This is a genomic window from Saccharopolyspora soli, from assembly GCF_022678645.1.
In the GTDB taxonomy this organism is placed as follows: domain Bacteria; phylum Actinomycetota; class Actinomycetes; order Mycobacteriales; family Pseudonocardiaceae; genus Saccharopolyspora; species Saccharopolyspora soli.
Genome location: NZ_JALBWV010000033.1, coordinates 1 through 16,357 on the forward strand (window position 1 = coordinate 1; position 16,357 = coordinate 16,357).

Here is a 16,357-nt window from a genome sequence, read left to right on the forward strand (position 1 = left end):
CCGGTGCGTGCGCGGGGGGGGGGGGCGCGCGCCCGCCCGCGGGGCGGGGGGGGGGGGCGCTCTGTTGCCGGGGGGGGGGGGTGCCCCCCCCCCCCGGGGGGGGGGGGTTTTTCCCCCCCCCCACGACCCGTCATGCCACGGGGTCTGGCATGCGGCTGACCTGGTACTCGCAGGCGATCACGTCGCCGGTCTTCGGGTCGCCGAGTTCGACCCGCCAGGAATCGGCGAACTGGTCGATCTCGGAGTCCATCGGGATCGTCCCGGAGAGCAGCGCGGTGCCCGGCTGCAGCAAGCCCCGTTCGCGCAGGTCGTCGAGCCAGTACTGCGGAGTGAGCAGCTCGGCGAGGGTGCCCTGCTGGATCTGCTTGCCACCGGCCCAGGCGGTCAGGGTCAGCTCGTCGATGCGGTCGGCGACGTCGACCAGCCGCCATGCCTTGCGGCCCAGCACATCCGGCCCGGCCTGCTTGCTCCACGCCACGCCGTGCACCTCCAGGGCCCGGTCGGTGTGGTCGCAGGCCACCGTCAGCAGCACGTCCCGCTCCTCCGGCCCGGCGACGACCAGCGCCCACTCCGCCTCACCCGAGGTGCGACCGTGCTGCGCCTGGACCTCGTCGACCTGCATCGCCAGGTAGGGTGCCACCGGATATAGGCAGGGCGTCCTGGTCGGCGCGGGTACGCCGAGTTCGGCGAGCTCGGCGACGTGCGCGGCGACGTCCTCTTGGCTGCGACCGGCATAGCCGCCGTTGAGCAGCGTCGTCACGCGGACCTCGACGACGTCGTCGTTGACATTGAAACGCAGTGGAAACACAATGCCCTCCGGTATACGCATACGTGTTGTATACATTTGGTATCACAGTAACCTGGGCGCGGCGTCCACTGGTCGCTCCCGCCCGGAAGACCACCCGCCGGAGACAAGGACCCCCGATGACTCACGCGCCCCCGACTACCGACCGCCCAGCTCGCCGGGACCTGGTGAAGGCATTCATCGCGAGCCTCAGCGGCACTTCCCTGGAGTGGTACGACTTCGCCGCGTACTCGGTGGCGTCGGCACTGGTGTTCGGCCAGCTGTTCTTCCCCAGCCACGACCCGCTGTCCGGCACGCTGCTGGCGTTCTCCACCTACGCCGTCGGCTACGTGTCCCGACCGCTGGGCGGCTTCGTGTTCGGCCGCCTCGGCGACATGCTGGGCCGCAAGCAGGTCCTGGTCATCACGCTGCTGGTCACCGGCATCTCCACCGTCCTCATCGGGCTGCTGCCGACCCACAGCCAGGTCGGCGCGCTCGGCGCGGTGCTGCTGGTGGTCCTGCGGTTCGCGCAGGGCGTCGGCATCGGCGGCGAGTGGGGCGGCGCGGTCCTGCTGTCCAGCGAGTTCGGCAGCGACAAGCATCGCGGCTTCTGGGCCTCGGCGGCCCAGGTCGGCCCGCCCGCGGGAAACCTGCTGGCCAACGGCGTGCTGGCGGCGCTGTCCGCGGCGCTCACCCAGGAGCAGTTCCTGTCCTGGGGGTGGCGGGTCGCGTTCCTGCTCTCCGCTGTGCTGGTGCTCTTCGGCCTGTGGATCCGGGTGAAGCTGGAGGAGACCCCGGTCTTCAAGGAGTTGCAGGACAAGGGCGAGCAGGCCGGTGCGCCGGTGCGCGAGGTCTTCACCCGCGAGCCGCGCGCGCTGGTGTCGGGGATCCTCTCGCGCGTCGGACCGGACGTGCTCTACGCGCTGTTCACCGTCTTCGTGCTCACCTACGCCACCCAGCAGCTCAAGGTGCCGCAGAGCTGGGCGGTCACCGGCGTGATGCTCGGCTCGACGCTGCAACTCGGGCTGATGCCGCTGGCCGGAGCGCTGTCCGACCGGTTCGGTCGGCGCAAGGTCTACATGGTGGGTGCGATCGGCGCGGGTGTGTGGCCGTTCGTGTTCTTCCCGATGGTCGGCGAGGGATCGGCGCCGCTGCTGATCGTCGGCGTGATCGTCGGCCTGATCTGGCACGCGCTGATGTACGGCCCGCAGGCGGCCTTCGTGTCCGAGCAGTTCAGCACCGCACTGCGCTCCACCGGCTCGTCGCTGGCCTACACGCTGGCGGGCGTCATCGGCGGCGCGCTGGCACCGCTGCTGTTCACGTCGCTGTTCGCGTACTTCGACACCTGGGTGGCACCGGCGATCTACCTCGCGGCAACCTGCGTTGTCACCCTGATCGGCCTGTCCCTGGGTCGCTCGAACGCGCAGCGAGCTGCTGATCTTGGCTGAGAACGAGACCGCCGTGGTTCGACCGAACCACGGCTCATCCCGCGAGCAGGACCTGCTGCGTCGCGGACAGGTGCGCCGTGATCGCCGCCGTGGCGGCCTCCGGGTCGCCCGCGGCGAGCGCGTCGAGGATCGCCTCGTGCTCGGCGAGCACCGCCTTCCGCCGCCCACCGGCCCTGAACAGGGCCACGATGCCCGCGCGGATCTGGCGAGCCCGCAGCGCGTCGTAGGTCTTGCTGAGCATGTCGTTTCCGACCGCGCACACCAGCGCGGCGTGGAAGCGGTGGTCGCGGTCGATGAACGCACGGGCCTGGTCGTCGCCGCTGAGTTGGCGCTGGCCCGCCAGTTCGGCGCGCATCGGTTCCAGCGGAACGGCGTCGAGTTCGATGACGCGGCGGGCCGCGTAGCACTCGATCATGCTGCGGATCTCGAACAGCTCGCGGATCTCCCGGCCGCCGACGGGTGCGATGTAAGCCCCGCGCTTGGGCACCAGTTGCACCAGTTCCTCGGCGGCGAGCAGCAGCAGTGCCTCGCGGATGGGAGTGCGGGACACGCCGATCTCGTCGGCCAGCGCCTGCTCGTTGACGAACTGCCCCTGCATGGCGGGGTCGCTGAGGACCGTGTCCTTGAGATGGTCATAAGCGAGTTCGCGTCCGGACGGCACCTGTCCCCCTTGCATATAACGTGTATACAAACATCGTAACGGGTAGCGAAGGATGGTTGTGGTTATGCGGATTGCGCTGTGCCAGATCGTGTCCGGCCCAGACCCCAAGGCCAATCTGGAGCTGGTCGCCGATGGCGTGCGGCGGGCTGCCGAAGCCGGGGCCCAGCTGGCGGTCTTCCCGGAAGCGACGATGGCTTGCTTCGGGATCAAGCTCGGCCCGCTGGCCGAACCGCTGGACGGGCCGTGGGCCACCGAGGTGCGGCGGCTGGCCGACGAGGCCGGTATCGCAGTGGTGGCGGGCATGTTCACCCCCACCGAGGACGGTCGGGTCACCAACACTCTGCTGATCACCGGCCGCGGCCTGGACACCAGCTACGACAAGATCCACCTGTTCGACGCGTTCGGCTTCGCCGAGTCGCGGACCGTCGCGCCGGGCGCGCAGCCCGTCGTGGTGGACCTCGACGGCACCGAGGTCGGCATGACGACCTGCTACGACGTGCGCTTCCCCGGCCTGTACACGACGTTGGCCGACCAGGGTGCGTCGGTGATCGTCACTTCGGCGTCCTGGGGTTCCGGGGAGGGCAAGCGCGAGCAGTGGGAACTGCTGGTGCGCGCTCGCGCGCTGGACTCCACGTCGTGGGTGGTGGCCTGCGGCCAGGCCGACCCGCGCAGCGTCGGCCGGGAGCCCAGCGGCAAGGCGCCGACCGGCATCGGCTACAGCCTGGTCGCGACCCCGCTGGGCCAGGTGCACGCCCAACTCGCCGACGCGCCGGACGTCCTGGTCGTCGACCTCGACCCGGCTGCGGTCGAGCAGGCCCGCCAAGCCGTCCCGGTGCTGGCCAACCGACGGTTCTGAAGTCGTGAGCGGTAATGGTCGCTAGAACGGCCATGACCACTCACGACTCCTGGCGGACGTGCGATGGGTGCCGGGCGGGCGCATCCTGGGCGCGATCCGAGGGGGCCATCATGCAGGCGCGAGTGGCTACTTACACCGGCCCGTCCGAAACACTCGACCAACTCGTCCGGGGCGTCGACCGGCTGCGGCCGGAACTCCAGCGGCTGGGCGGTTTCCGCGGTGCCTTCGTCCTGGTCGACCGCGACAGCGGCAGGGCCATGACGGTGACGTTGTGGGCGGACGAGCAGGCGGCGGAGGACAGCGCCGAGTCGGCGAACCGGATGCGCCGCAAGGCCGCCCTGGCCAGCGGCCAGACCATCGAGGGCGTGGACACCTACGAGGTCGCCGTCCAGATCTGAACCCGCCGTTCCCCGTTCGGGTCAGAGGTGAAGGGCACCTCTCACCAACTAACTAGGTAAATGGTGCCCTTCACCTCGCCCGCATCGCGGTGAGCTTGCGGCGGTAGGCGATCACGGCCAGCGCTGCTGCCAGGGCGAGGACCGCGGTGGTGAGCAGGCTGCCTTCGATGCCGAAGCGGCCCCCGGTGAGCAAGTCGGCGCTGCCCGGTGCGCCGCTGATGTCCAGCATCGTGGTCTGGATGTCCATTCCGGACACTTCGATGCCGTACACGTTGCCCTGGCACCAGTTCCACACCACGTGGAAGGCGCACACCCCCCACAGGCCGCCCTCGGCCAGCGCCCAGAACGCCAGCACCAGCGCGATCAGCAGGATGTTGAGCAAGCCGATCGCGCTGACGTTCGTGTTGACGCCGTGCAGCACGGTGAACACCACCGCCTGGAAGACGATCGCGGCGGTCAGTCCCCACTTCCGGTAGGTGACCTGCATCAGGTAGCCGCGGGTGATGATCTCCTCGGTGCTGGCCTGCGCGATGAACCCGACCAGCGCGACGACCGCGGCACCCGCCTGCGCGGTGCGGAACGCACTGGCATCCAACTGTCCACTGAGGATGTTCACGACCACCGGCACGGACAGCAGCACAACCGCCACGACAGCGCCCAGCAACAGGTGGATGCCGACGCGCGGGGCCGGGAAGAACCCCACGCTGCCGAACGGACGGCGTTCCTTGCCCCAGATCCACAACGCCAGCAGCCCGGTCGCGCCGAGGAAGCTGAGCATCAACGCCAGTTGATCGACCAACCCCATGCTGGCGCCCACCAGGACGTCCGGCGAAACCCCGAACAGCGGGAACAGCACCAGCGCCACCACGGACTGCCCCACCAGCAGGCAGGCCACCACCACGACCAACCCGACGATGGGCCCGGTGGGCCGCCGGGCCCGGTAGATCCCGCCCAACAACGGCGAAGGAAGCACCCGCTCGGACTGCAAAGTATCCACAGCTATCCCAACCCCCGATCAGTCGAAGCCGCGAAAGACAAAGCCGACACGAAGCGTAATCTCCGGTGCAACTCCGAGTCACAAGCCCTACCCGAACCCACCGCCTGCTGGAGAAACCGCGATGATTCCCAACTGGATGCTGCTACCAGGCACTGGAATCGACGCCGCAGGGTACGACGCGCTGCCCGCGGAGATGTGCACGGACATCGAGATCGTCGACGGGGCCATCGTCGTGCGTCCCGCACTGAGCCGTCCGCACCAAAAGATCGTTCGACGCCTCGCGAATGAGATTCGCAGGTCGACGGGGTCGGACACGGCCAGCTTGTCGGTGTCCACGCCAGCGGGAGCGTAGCTCCGGGTCGTGGGGTCGAGCCGGTAGCGAAATGCGGTCAGTCGCCGTTCGTCCTGTGCGCTGCTCTCGATGCGCCAGAAGTGTTCGATGCCCGCAGCCGCGTACGCGGCCGGTTTGTCGGTCTGATCGGCGGTGATGGAGCCCGGCGACATCACCTCGACAACCAGCAGGCAGTGCGGTGGCGCAGCAACTTCGACGCACTGCTGTGATTCTGAATAGACGAGTCTCGGGCACGACGTGTGGCACCGGGTTCATCGGGATCTTGTCGAGCGCTACCGAGTGACTACATGTCCAGGCCGAGGTCGAGGGCTGGGGAGGAGTGGGTCAGGCCGCCGACCGCCAGGTACTGGACACCCGTTTCCGCGTAGTCGCGGGCCACGTCGAGGGTCAGGCCACCCGATGCCTCCAGTTCCGTGCTGGGCGACACCGCGCGGGTGCGTCGCACCGCTTCGGCGCACTGCTGCGGGGTGAAGTTGTCCAGCAGGACCAGTCCCACGTCCTCCGCGAGCACCGCATCGAGTTCGTCCAGTGTGGACACCTCGACCTCCATCGGCAGTTGCGGCGCGTGCGCGCGGCAGGCCCGCACCGCCGCGACCACCGAGCCCGCCGCCACGACGTGGTTGTCCTTGATCAGCACCGCGTCGCCGAGGCCCATCCGGTGGTTGACGCCGCCACCGCAGCGCACCGCGTACTTCTGCAGCACCCGCATGCCGGGCAACGTCTTGCGGCTGTCCCGGATCCGGCACTCGGTCCCCGCCACCGCCGCTACCCACTCGGCGGTCGCGGTGGCGATACCCGAGAGGTGGCACAGCAGGTTCAGCGCCGTGCGTTCGGCCGTGAGCAGGCCCCGGACCGGCGCTTTCACCCGCAGGACGCAGTCGCCGGGTGCCAGGACATCGCCGTCCGAACGCTCGGACAGCACCGTGTACGACTCTGCGCCCAGCACGTCGTCGAGCACCAGTCGCACCAGCGGTAGTCCTGCGACCACCCCGGCCCGGCGGGTGTTGAACCCGGCCTCGGCGATCGCGTCCGCCGAGACGGTCGCCTCGGTGGTCGCATCCGACCCGTAGCGCAGATCCTCGGCCAGTGCCCTGCGCACCACTTCGAGGGCAACGTCTTGATCGATCGTCATGCTGCCGTCCTCTCGATCCCGGCCGCGGTGTGGATCAGCCACCCCGAGGCGTCCAGCCGGAGCACGGTGCTGCGCCGCCACCGCAGGTCATCGGTCTCCGGGAAGTCCGTCCGGCGGTGGCAGCCCCGCGACTCGGCCCGCTGCCGAGCCGCCGCGAGCAACGCTTGCGCGGTCAGCGCCAACGACGAGTCCTCCACCGCCTGCCGAGTCCGCAGCGGACGGACGACGGCGGCGTGGTCGAGCACCCTGGTGGCGGTCGCCAGACCTTCGTCGTCGCGCCCGATGCCGACGTACCGGCTCATGGTGCGCTGCAACAGATCCCGGTCGACCACTGCCATCGCGGGCTGGACGATCTCACCTGCGCCCTTGCGGCTCAGCAGCCCGCAGCAGAGGTCCTTCGCCACGGCCGCGGCCGCGCGGCCGCCCACCACGAGCCCTTCCAGCAGGCTGTTGGAAGCCAGCCGGTTCGCGCCGTGCAGGCCGGTGCAAGCGACCTCACCAGCGACGTAGAGCCCGGTGACCCCGGTACGACCGTCCACACTGGACAAGACACCGCCGCAGGAGTAGTGCGCGGCGCTGGCCACCGGGATCGGCTCCCGGACCGGATCGATCCCAGCCGCCCGACAGGCCGCGTAGACCGTCGGGAACCGCTCGGCGAACCCGGCGCCGATGCTCGTCGCGTCGAGGAACACATGTTCCGCACCGGTTTCGGCGGCGCGCCGGTTGATCGCCGCCGACACGACGTCGCGCGGTGCCAGATCACCCAGCGGGTGCGCACCGTCCATGACGCGTCGACCATGCACGTCGACGAGCACTGCGCCTTCGCCGCGCACCGCCTCGGTGATCAGCGGACGACGACCACGCGGTCCGCCCGGCGCGTAAAGCACGGTCGGGTGGAACTGCACGAACTCGAGGTCCGCCACCGACGCCCCGGCCCGCAACGCGAGCGCAACACCGTCCGCAGTGGACACATCGGGATTCGTGGTGGCAACGTAGAGCTGACCGAGCCCACCGGTCGCCAGCAGAACCGCTGGAGCGTGCAGCACGCCCGGCCTGCTCTCGGCATCCATCGCCAGCGCCCCCACCACAGCTCCGCTGTCGCCACGCAGCAACTCGACCACGCAGTGCTGTTCGAGCACTGGTATCCCACCGCCGCGCACGGCTTCCGACAGCGCGCGCTGGACCTCCGCTCCAGTGGCGTCGCCGCCCGAGTGGATCACCCGGAACGCGCTGTGCCCGCCCTCCCGCGTCCGCGCCAACGCGCCGTCCGCGCCAACGTCGAAGTGCGCACCGGCCGCACGTAACCGGCTGATCGCCGCAGCGCCCTCCGAGAGGATCTCCCGCACTGCCGAGCGGGAGCACAGGCCCACCCCAGCGGTGAGCGTGTCCTCGATGTGTTCGCGCAGGCTGTCGCCCGGATCGAGCTCGTCGGGCCGGACCACGGCGATGCCACCCTGCGCCCAGCCGGTGTTGCCCGCCGAAGCGGAGTCCTTGCTGACCACCAGCACCCGCAGGCCCAACTCCCTGGCCCGCAGCGCCGCCGTCAGGCCCGCGACCCCGGTGCCCACGACGAGCAGATCCGCACCCGCTTCCCAGCTCATTCGCCGCCTCCCGGCTTGCCGATCGCGATCATCCGCTCGACCGAGGCCCGTGCGCGCTCGGCGACGTCCAGCGGCACGTGCACCTCGTCGGCCCCCTCGCGCAGGCAGCGCAGCAGGGCCGCCGGGGTGATCATCTTCATGAACCGGCAGGACGCCCGGTCGTTGACCGCCCGGAAGTCGATCTCCGGTGCGGCGCGGCGCAACTGGTGCAGCATCCCGACCTCGGTGGCCACCAGCACCGAACGCGCCCCGGTCGCCCGCGCGGCGTGCAGCATGTCGCCGGTGGACAGGATCTTCACCCGCTCCTTGGCCACGGTGCCCTCCCCGGCCAGGTAGAGCGCGGAGGTCGCGCAGCCGCACTCGGGGTGGATGAACAGATCGGCATCCGGGTTCGCGGCCGCCCGCTCGGCGAGCTCCGGTCCGTTGATCCCGGCGTGCACGTGGCACTCACCGGCCCAGACGTGCAGGTTCTCCCGGCCGGTCTCGCGCCGGACGTGCGCGCCGAGGAACTGGTCCGGGCAGAACAGCACCTCGCGGTCCGCCGGGATGGAGCGCACCACCGCCACCGCGTTCGACGAGGTGCAGCAGATGTCGGTCTCCGCCTTCACCTCGGCCGTGGTGTTCACGTACGACACCACGACGGCGTCCGGGTGCTCGGTCTTCCAAGCCCGCAGGTCGTCGGCGGTGATCGAGTCGGCCAACGAGCAACCGGCGCGCGCGTCCGGGATGAGCACCGTCTTGTCCGGGCCGAGGATCTTCGCGGTCTCGGCCATGAAGTGCACGCCGCAGAAGACAATCGTGCTCGCGCCGCTGTCCGCCGCGATCCGGCTGAGCGCGAGCGAGTCGCCGGTGTGGTCGGCGACGTCCTGGATCTCCGGCAGCTGGTAGTTGTGCGCGAGCAGCACCGCATCCCGCTCGTCGGCCAGTCTGCGCACCTCGCGCGCCCAGTCAGCGGTCGGTCGCACGCCCGTGTAACCGGTCTCGGTGCGCTCCCAAGTCGCAGTCGTGGCCATCTCGCCCTCCTCGCCGGGGCATCCGGAAAGGCTCGCCCGGAAGCTCCGCTAGCACCCCGGATCAACCACTCCGAGGTTTTCGCCTTATAATCGAAAACGTGTCACATCGTAACACCGCGAGTTGTGCGGACAAGAGCGACGTTGGTCACGAGGTGCTGGCCGGGGTGCTCCAAGTCCGCGATGACCAGCTACAAGTCCTGCTCTGGCAGCGCGCCAGGGAACCCCACGTGCACCGCTGGTCGCTGCCCGGCGGACGGCTGGCCGCCACCGAGGACGTGGAGAGTTCCATCCGGCGGCAGCTGGCCGAGAAGGTCGACGTGCACAAGCTCTCCCACGTCGAGCAGCTCTCGGTGTTCAGCGCCCCGGACCGGGTGCCCGGCCGGCGGGTGGTGGCCACCGCCTTCCTCGGACTCGTCCCGTCCGATATCGACCCCGAAGTGCCCGCCGACACCCGGTGGCACCCGGTGGGCGCTCTGCCCGCGACCGCCTTCGACCACGAGCAGATCGTGCTGGCCGCGCGGGACCGGCTGCGCGCCAAACTGTCCTACACCAACATCGGCTTCGCGCTGGCGCCCGCCGAGTTCACCGTCTCGGAGCTGCGCGGGATCTACTCCGCCGCGCTCGGCTACCAGGTCGCGGCGACCAACCTGCAACGCGTGCTGTCCCGGCGCGGCGTGCTGGAACCCACCGGCCGCACGCTGCCCGCCGGGCCAGCCGGTGGCCGTCCGCCCGCACTGTTCCAGTTCACCTCGCGAGACCTCCAGGTCACGGACCCGTTCGCGGTGTTCCGGCCGCCGGGCTGAGCCGACGAGGAGCAACTCCCACAACATCCGCAACGCTGCTTTCCGAGCAGCGGAGAAGTAGGTTGGGGCACGTGATGGACACGCTGCCGCTGTTCCCGCTGGGTTCCGTGCTGCTCCCGGGCGGCCACCTGCCGTTGCACATCTTCGAACCGCGCTATCGGCAGCTGGTCACCGACCTGCTCCGCGAGGAGCTCCCGGACCGCCGGTTCGGCGTGGTGGCGATCAAGCAGGGCTGGGAGGTCGGCGAGGACAACGTGGACTCGATGTACGACGTAGGCTGCTCGGCGCTGCTGGACCAGGTGCGACAGCTGCCGGGTGGCCGCTACGACGTCAGCGCCAACGGTGAGCGGCGGTTCCGCCTGCTGCAGATCGACCGGAGCGCCGCGCCGTACGTGATGGCCAACGTCGAGTGGCTGCCGGACACCGCCCCGGAAAACGACTCGCCAGCACGCCGCGAACACCTCACCACCGCCGCCCGCGCGGCCTACCAGCGGTATCACGCCACCGGACTGCGCGGCGGGCCGCGCGAAACCCCCGGCGAAGACGCCGACGCGGCGACGCTTTCCTACCTGCTGGCCGACGATTGCGTGCTGACGGTCGAAGACCGGCAGGACCTCCTGGCGGAGACGGACCCCCTGGCGCGGTTGCGCGAAGTCCGCCGGTTGCTGCTGCGAGAGGCGGAATTCCTCCGAGAACTCCGCGCGGTCCCAGCGCCGCTGACGGAGTTCGCCCAACACACCAGCGTCAACTGACCCGCCAATCCACGGTGGTTCCTGCTGTGTTGAGTGCTGCTCGGCGGTTCGCGGGCAGGCTTTAGAGAGCGTGACCGCAGGCGGACGTCAGGCTAGCTGCGGTAGCCGCTTTCAACCGCGCTCGCAGCTTGCACCGCCGCAGGTTCACGGTGGCCCACCCCTCTGGGGTTCTCCCCGCGAGGACAGCCCCGACGTGGTGTATCGGACATACCTGATGTCGGGAATCCCGGAGACGAGATAGCCCGGGGTGCGGGGTGTCCCCGCACAGCGCTGTTGAGGTTCCGCTACCCGCACCGCCACGCAAACCAATCCGCGCCTCTCTTAAGATCGCCGCATGTCTTCACCGGGCAATTGGGGCTCCAACGAGTACCGGCAGCAGTACGATCCGCACACCGGGCAGCCCGTGGCCGGTGGTCCCGGACCGTCCGGGCAGCAGCCCGGTATGCAGTACCAGGGTTTCGGGGCGTTCTCCCAGGCCCAGCCGCCGCAGCAGCCGCCACCCCCGGCTCAGCCGTACGCCTACCCGAACATGGCCAGCGGCTATCCGGCACCACCGACGCCGCCGGGCAAACGCCGTGGCCCGCTGATCGCCGCGATCGCGCTCGCCGCAGTCGCAGTGATCGCCATCGTCACCACCGTCGTCGTGCTCAGCACCAGTGGTGGCGGAGACCAGGCCGCGCCGACCGCGGCGCCCACCCGCAGCAGCACGCCGACCCGGCCCACCACCAGCGCGGCGTCGCCGTCGTCGGCGGTGGCCAATCCGAACCTGACGCCGGTGGTGCCCGGCTGGCAGGTGGTGTCGGTGCCCAGGCGGGGTGCGGTGTACGACGTGCCGCCGAACTGGAAGCTGGACCCCAACCCGGACAACATCCACGGCTTCGGCCCACCCGACGATCCGGTGACGATGACCGGTGTGGCCGACTACCAGTTGGGCTTCTGCCCCGGCGACGCGAACAGCTACCGCGCGACGGCGGGCGCGACCGCGCGCAACGGTCCGGACGACACCACGGTCGCCAACGAGACCCTGCAGAAGTTCGCCGCGCTGGCCTACACGCGGGACGGCCACGCACCGGTGATCGTGCCGGGGCCGCCGGAGCAACTGCAGCTCGCCGGCGGCACCACGCCCGCCGTTCGGGTCACCGCTCAGGTCACGTTGACCGCACCCGGCCCCTGCGACTCCGCGTCGGTGCTGGTCAGCGTCCTCGCCACGAACAGCGACGGGCAGAGCTCGGTGGTGTTCGTCACCGCCGCGGACCAGAACGTGCCGGACGCGGTTTCCATCGACACGCTGGAGCAGATCACCCAGAGCTTCCGCGGCGCCCCGGCCTGAAACCGGGCGATTTCTGGCGAAATTTGCGAACCTTCCCCTGACCGGGCGAGCGGGATCCGGTCAGTGCAGGCGGCGGCCCAGGTCGTCCAGGCCGTTCCAGGAGGCTGCCAGGCCGTAGCCGAGCGCGACGGCCATCGGCTGGGGCAGCAGGACCCAGTGGGTGCTGATCTCCGGGGCGACCGTGATCAGGTCGCCGAGCTGCGGATTCGACGGCATCGCGTACAGCCCGGCGGCGAACGAGGCACCCATCTGGATGCCCAGCCAAGACGCGACCAGCGACCCGAGCGCACCAGCGATGAGCAGCACCGGGCCGCGCCGACCGCGCATCAGCCACAGCACTGCCGCGGTCAGCAGTCCGGCAGCGAAGGCGAGCAGCGCGAAGATCGCGATGGCGTCGAACTCGTGGTAGTAGCTCTCCACCAGCAACGGCGTCAGCGTGCCGTGCTCGCCGAGCACGCTCTCCTGCGGCGGCGCCAGCCGCGACCACACCCAGCCGATCGGCAGGCCCAGCAGCGAGACCAGCGACAACGCGCTCAACGCAGGCAACAGGTCGGCCTTGACGACCACGCCGGGCGTTGGCGCGACGAGCCGCGGGACCAAGTCCTCGACCCCGCTCGCGGGCTCGATCCGCTGCGGGGCAGCGCGCGTGCCGCTGGGCTCCACCGGGCTGTCCGCCACCCGCCACCTCCTCCTGGCAGCTACCACGACCGTTCTGCTGCGCCACCCTAGCGCTCCACCGCGCCGTCGCCGCATCACCCGATGGCGGGGTGCGCGGCGCACATCAACTATTCTGCGCGAGCCCCCATGCCAGCTACGCCGAAGGACGCGTGAAGTGGTGGGAATCCTGCCGAGTCCGCTGCTGACCGGCCCGAGCCCGATCGACGAACCGAGGCGGGACTCGGCCGTCCGGCTGCCGCTGCGCGGCACCGTGGTCGAACTGCTGCTGAGCGCGCTCGTAGCAGCGGTGGTGAGCCTGCTGCTGCAGTTCGCCGTCGTGCGGCTGGGCATCAGCGAGCCCAGCTACGCACCGGAAGCGCTCGCCACCGTGAGCAGCGCACTGGTGCTGACAATGCTGTTCCTGCTGCTGGCCTTCGGGCATCGGCGTTCGCCGCGCTGGGCACGACTGCTGGGCACCTGGGTCGCGCTGAGCGCGTTCAGCACGCTCGCGCTGGCCATTCCGTTGCAGTCCACCAGGTTCTACTACGGTGGGTCCTCAGTGGACAACGGGTTCCGCATGCAGTACATGACGCGGATGGCGGCCACTCCGGGCCTGGCGGACATGAACTACGCGGACACCTCGCCCTACTACCCCGGCGGCTGGTTCTGGCTGGGCGGCCGGTTCGCGAACCTCATCGGCTGGGAGGGCTGGGCGGCGTACAAACCGTATGCGCTGGCCTGGGTGGCGGTGACCACCGTCGTCGCGTTCACGCTGTGGAGCGTCGTGGTGCGGCGTCGCCTCGCACTGCTCGCCGCGCTGGTGACGGCGCTGGCCGGGATGCTGCACGGCATCGAGGAGCCCTACGCGTGGCCCTCAGCGGCGTGGCTCGCGCCGGTCGCGGTGCTGGCCTGGCACGCGCTGCGCAGGCAGGAGAACGCTCCACGGTGGACATTGGTGTGCATCGGCGGCTACGTGGGTTTCGCGGCGATCACCTACACCCTGCACTTCGCGTTCGCCGTGCTGATGGTCGTGCTGATGGCGGTCCTCATCGGTGCCTTCCGGGTGCACCAGGGGCAGCCGTTGTGGCCGACGGTGCGGCAGTTGTTCCTGCGGTTGCTGCCGATCGGCATCGTCAGCTTGGTCATCGCCCTGCTGGTGTGGTTGCCGTACCTGCTGTCGACGCACTTCCTGCTGGCCAACCCGCGCAGCGCCGCGCAGCACTACCTGCCCGCCGACGGCGCGTTCCTGCCGGTGCCGATGCTGCAGGGCACCGCGTTCGGGGTGCTGTGCCTGGCCGGTCTGGTGTGGTTGCTGCTGCGGTGTCGGCGCAGTGAAGTGGCTGCCGCGATGCTCACCATCGTGCTCGCGGTCTACGGCTGGTTCGTGCTGTCGACGCTCGCGCTGGTCGCCAAGACGACGCTGCTGGCGTTCCGGCTCAACGTGATCCTCGACGTGACGCTGGCCGTCGGCGGTGTTTTCGGGCTGCTGGAACTGATCGGCTACCTGCGGCGCAAGCTCGACGCCCGGTACGCGTTGCGGATCAGCATGGTCGGCTGCGCGCTGGGGCTGCTCGGCGCGATCACCATCAACCAGGGCGCGATCGGGCTGGCCTTGGCGGATTCGGCCGACCGCGCCTACCAGGACTACTACCCCACCGGCGACAACGCGATGGGGCAGCGGGACCCGGCCCAGCTCGGTTCGTGGACCGACGACGAGATCCGCGCGATCGCCGAGCTGACCGGGCGCGAGCCGACGCAGAACCTGCTGCTGACCACCGACTACAAGCTGATGTCCTTCAAGCCCTACTGGGGTTTCCAGCAGGAGACGCCGCACTACGCCAACCCGCTGGCGGACTACGCCGAGCGCGCCGCCGAGATCCAGCGGTGGAGCACGGCGAAGACCAGCGACGAGTTGCTGCGCATGATGCACGCCAGCCGGTTCAAGACGCCCAACGTCTTCATCCTGAACAACCCGGCCAACCGTTATTCCACTGTGGACGTCCCGGCGAACCAGGCCGGGAAGCTCGTGCTGCAGTTGAAGGGCGACGCCTTCCCGCAACAGCCGAACGTCCGGGACTACGACGTCTACTTCGACCCGGCGGTGTTCGACTCCTCAGCCTTCACCAAACGCGAGGTCGGCCCCTACACCATCATCGCCCGGCGCTGAGCCGCACGGGAGAAGCGGCGCGGTCAACGGATCCCGCAAGACCGCGCCGAAACTCCTGGCGGAAATCAGTTCCCGGCCGGGCGGACTGGCAGTTCGCGCAGTCCGTGGATCAGCGTGCTGAAACGCCATTGCACGTCGTCCAGCGCGCCAGAGCCGCTGAGGTTCGGGAAGCGCTCGACGAGGTGGCGCAGCGCGATCTGGGCCTCCAACCGGGCCAGTTGCGCACCGAGGCAGAAGTGGATGCCGTGGCCGAAGGCCAGGTGCCCGTGCGCGTCGCGGCTGATGTCGAAGCGGTCCGGCTCCGGGAAGCGCTCCGGGTCGTTGTTCGCCGCGGTCAGGCCGACCCAGACCATCTCGCCCGCCGGGATCAGCACGCCACCGACCTCGACCGGCTCGACGGTGTGCCGGAACGTCCCGTGGATCACCGGACCGTCGAAGCGCAGCATCTCCTCGACCGCGCCGGTCACCAGCTCCGGGTTCGCGCGCAGCGCCGCCCACTGATCTGGGTTGCGCAACAAAGCCAGCACGCCGTTGCCGATGAGGTTGACCGTCGTCTCGTGCCCAGCGACCAGCAGGAGGAAGACCATCGAGATCAGTTCCGCCTCGCTGAGCCGGTCCTCGTCCTCGGTGGCCTCGATCAGCGCGGTGAGCAGGTCATCGGCCGGTTCCCGGCGCTTGGTCTCGATGAGCTCGACCAGGTACTGGGCCATCGCGCCAGCGGCGGCCTGCGCCGCGCCCGAGTCGGCGTCCGAGGCGTCCAGCAGCCTGTTGGTCCAGGTCCGGAACTCGTCGCGGCGGGTCTCGTCCACCCCGAGCAGTTCGGAGATCACTCGAATCGGCAGCGGGAACGCGAGCGCGTCCAGCAGATCGACCTCGGATTTCCCAGCCATCCCGTCGAGCAGTTCATCGGTGAGCCGCGCGACCCGTGGCCGCATGCTCTCCACCCGGCGCGCGGTGAATGCCTTGACCACCAGCTTGCGCAGCCTGGTGTGGTCCGGCGGGTCCATGTTCAGCAAGTGCTCGGCGAGCTCACTGACGAGTTCCCGGCGGTCTGAGTCCGGTGGCAGCTTCGCGTTGATCACCTCGCGGGTGCGGGTGGTCTCCTTGCTGAACCGGGGATCGGCCAGCGCGGCACGCGCCTCCTCGTACCGCACGATCACCCAGATCGGCAAGCCTTGTTGGGTGACCATCCGCTGGACCGGCGTGGTGGCCCGGATGTGTTCGAACCGGGCGTGCAGGTCCCGAACGAACTCGGCATCGAAAACGGGAAGCTCGGCGAGCGACTCGGTGGTGGACATCGGATTCCTTCGCGTTCGGCAGCGTTGCCCCCGAACCCCAGCGAACACCGTTTACGCCCCGCTGTCACACCGATCTGAGAGAACCTTCAGCAGCATCGCGCGACGTCG

The 16,357-nt window shown here is 69.8% G+C and carries 15 protein-coding genes and 1 pseudogene; 7 read left to right on the forward strand and 9 right to left on the reverse strand.

All coding sequences use genetic code 11. The features are described from left to right. Positions 1-130: 130 nt before the first annotated feature. On the reverse strand, positions 131-829 hold the full coding sequence (locus MOQ72_RS23930; RefSeq protein WP_242187775.1) for a DUF2848 domain-containing protein: 699 nt from the start codon (positions 827-829) through the stop codon (positions 131-133). Positions 830-924: 95 nt separating this feature from the next. Here MOQ72_RS23930 and MOQ72_RS23935 point away from each other — a divergent pair, with 95 nt between their 5' ends. After that, the gene (locus MOQ72_RS23935; RefSeq protein WP_242187776.1) at positions 925-2,232 is read left to right on the forward strand and encodes an MFS transporter; all 1,308 of its coding nucleotides are present in this window, start codon (positions 925-927) and stop codon (positions 2,230-2,232) included. A 34-nt stretch (positions 2,233-2,266) separates the two neighbouring features. Here MOQ72_RS23935 and MOQ72_RS23940 read toward each other — a convergent pair whose 3' ends face one another. After that, on the reverse strand, positions 2,267-2,893 hold the full coding sequence (locus MOQ72_RS23940; RefSeq protein WP_242187777.1) for a GntR family transcriptional regulator: 627 nt from the start codon (positions 2,891-2,893) through the stop codon (positions 2,267-2,269). 64 nt (positions 2,894-2,957) lie between these two features. Here MOQ72_RS23940 and MOQ72_RS23945 point away from each other — a divergent pair, with 64 nt between their 5' ends. Beyond that, positions 2,958-3,749, forward strand: a complete 792-nt coding sequence (locus MOQ72_RS23945; RefSeq protein ID WP_242187778.1) for a carbon-nitrogen hydrolase family protein — start codon at positions 2,958-2,960, stop codon at positions 3,747-3,749. Positions 3,750-3,859: 110 nt separating this feature from the next. Next, positions 3,860-4,147 (forward strand): hypothetical protein, encoded by a 288-nt coding sequence (locus MOQ72_RS23950; protein WP_242187780.1) that lies wholly within the window; start codon positions 3,860-3,862, stop codon positions 4,145-4,147. Between the two features lie 70 nt (positions 4,148-4,217). Here the strand turns inward: MOQ72_RS23950 and MOQ72_RS23955 are convergent, their stop codons facing one another. The 5 genes and pseudogenes from MOQ72_RS23955 to nadA form a co-directional block, all read right to left on the reverse strand. Beyond that, positions 4,218-5,144: a CPBP family intramembrane glutamic endopeptidase gene (locus MOQ72_RS23955; RefSeq protein WP_242187782.1), complete on the reverse strand. Its 927-nt coding sequence runs from the start codon at positions 5,142-5,144 to the stop codon at positions 4,218-4,220. 87 nt (positions 5,145-5,231) lie between these two features. Further along, a pseudogene (locus MOQ72_RS23960) lies at positions 5,232-5,669 on the reverse strand (Uma2 family endonuclease); the annotation flags it as partial. Positions 5,670-5,779: 110 nt separating this feature from the next. After that, positions 5,780-6,628, reverse strand: a complete 849-nt coding sequence (gene nadC, locus MOQ72_RS23965) for a carboxylating nicotinate-nucleotide diphosphorylase (RefSeq protein ID WP_242187788.1) — start codon at positions 6,626-6,628, stop codon at positions 5,780-5,782. Beyond that, positions 6,625-8,229 (reverse strand): L-aspartate oxidase, encoded by a 1,605-nt coding sequence (locus MOQ72_RS23970; RefSeq protein WP_242187790.1) that lies wholly within the window; start codon positions 8,227-8,229, stop codon positions 6,625-6,627. The genes nadC and MOQ72_RS23970 overlap by 4 nt, the downstream gene beginning before the upstream one ends. Beyond that, positions 8,226-9,242, reverse strand: coding sequence for a quinolinate synthase NadA (nadA, locus tag MOQ72_RS23975; protein ID WP_242187792.1), 1,017 nt, complete (start codon positions 9,240-9,242; stop codon positions 8,226-8,228). Before nadA ends, MOQ72_RS23970 begins: the two co-directional genes overlap by 4 nt. A gap of 152 nt (positions 9,243-9,394) precedes the next feature. Between nadA and MOQ72_RS23980 the strand changes: the two genes are divergently transcribed. The 3 genes from MOQ72_RS23980 to MOQ72_RS23990 all read left to right on the forward strand — a co-directional run bounded on the left by MOQ72_RS23980 (position 9,395) and on the right by MOQ72_RS23990 (position 12,127). Further along, positions 9,395-10,045, forward strand: coding sequence for an NUDIX hydrolase (locus tag MOQ72_RS23980; RefSeq protein ID WP_242187909.1), 651 nt, complete (start codon positions 9,395-9,397; stop codon positions 10,043-10,045). Between the two features lie 74 nt (positions 10,046-10,119). Continuing rightward, positions 10,120-10,797 (forward strand): LON peptidase substrate-binding domain-containing protein, encoded by a 678-nt coding sequence (locus tag MOQ72_RS23985; RefSeq protein ID WP_242187910.1) that lies wholly within the window; start codon positions 10,120-10,122, stop codon positions 10,795-10,797. Between the two features lie 334 nt (positions 10,798-11,131). After that, positions 11,132-12,127 (forward strand): DUF8017 domain-containing protein, encoded by a 996-nt coding sequence (locus MOQ72_RS23990; protein ID WP_242187794.1) that lies wholly within the window; start codon positions 11,132-11,134, stop codon positions 12,125-12,127. Positions 12,128-12,187: 60 nt separating this feature from the next. Here MOQ72_RS23990 and MOQ72_RS23995 read toward each other — a convergent pair whose 3' ends face one another. Continuing rightward, positions 12,188-12,805, reverse strand: a complete 618-nt coding sequence (locus MOQ72_RS23995; RefSeq protein ID WP_242187796.1) for a DUF2567 domain-containing protein — start codon at positions 12,803-12,805, stop codon at positions 12,188-12,190. Between the two features lie 154 nt (positions 12,806-12,959). Here MOQ72_RS23995 and MOQ72_RS24000 point away from each other — a divergent pair, with 154 nt between their 5' ends. Next, positions 12,960-14,951, forward strand: coding sequence for an arabinofuranosyltransferase (locus MOQ72_RS24000; protein ID WP_242187798.1), 1,992 nt, complete (start codon positions 12,960-12,962; stop codon positions 14,949-14,951). 65 nt (positions 14,952-15,016) lie between these two features. On the opposite strand, the gene MOQ72_RS24005 is transcribed toward MOQ72_RS24000, so the two are convergent. After that, positions 15,017-16,249: a cytochrome P450 family protein gene (locus MOQ72_RS24005; RefSeq protein ID WP_242187799.1), complete on the reverse strand. Its 1,233-nt coding sequence runs from the start codon at positions 16,247-16,249 to the stop codon at positions 15,017-15,019. Positions 16,250-16,357: the final 108 nt, after the last annotated feature.

Excerpts from the sequence above, each read along its gene's own strand:
- MOQ72_RS23930 (WP_242187775.1), bottom strand. The coding sequence starts at position 829 with ATGCGTATACCGGAGGGCATTGTGTTTCCACTGCGTTTCAATGTCAAC.
- MOQ72_RS23935 (WP_242187776.1), top strand. The coding sequence starts at position 925 with ATGACTCACGCGCCCCCGACTACCGACCGCCCAGCTCGCCGGGACCTG.
- MOQ72_RS23945 (WP_242187778.1), top strand. The coding sequence starts at position 2,958 with ATGCGGATTGCGCTGTGCCAGATCGTGTCCGGCCCAGACCCCAAGGCC.
- MOQ72_RS23950 (WP_242187780.1), top strand. The coding sequence starts at position 3,860 with ATGCAGGCGCGAGTGGCTACTTACACCGGCCCGTCCGAAACACTCGAC.
- nadC (WP_242187788.1), bottom strand. The coding sequence starts at position 6,628 with ATGACGATCGATCAAGACGTTGCCCTCGAAGTGGTGCGCAGGGCACTG.
- MOQ72_RS23970 (WP_242187790.1), bottom strand. The coding sequence starts at position 8,229 with ATGAGCTGGGAAGCGGGTGCGGATCTGCTCGTCGTGGGCACCGGGGTC.
- nadA (WP_242187792.1), bottom strand. The coding sequence starts at position 9,242 with ATGGCCACGACTGCGACTTGGGAGCGCACCGAGACCGGTTACACGGGC.
- MOQ72_RS23985 (WP_242187910.1), top strand. The coding sequence starts at position 10,120 with ATGGACACGCTGCCGCTGTTCCCGCTGGGTTCCGTGCTGCTCCCGGGC.
- MOQ72_RS23990 (WP_242187794.1), top strand. The coding sequence starts at position 11,132 with ATGTCTTCACCGGGCAATTGGGGCTCCAACGAGTACCGGCAGCAGTAC.
- MOQ72_RS24005 (WP_242187799.1), bottom strand. The coding sequence starts at position 16,249 with ATGTCCACCACCGAGTCGCTCGCCGAGCTTCCCGTTTTCGATGCCGAG.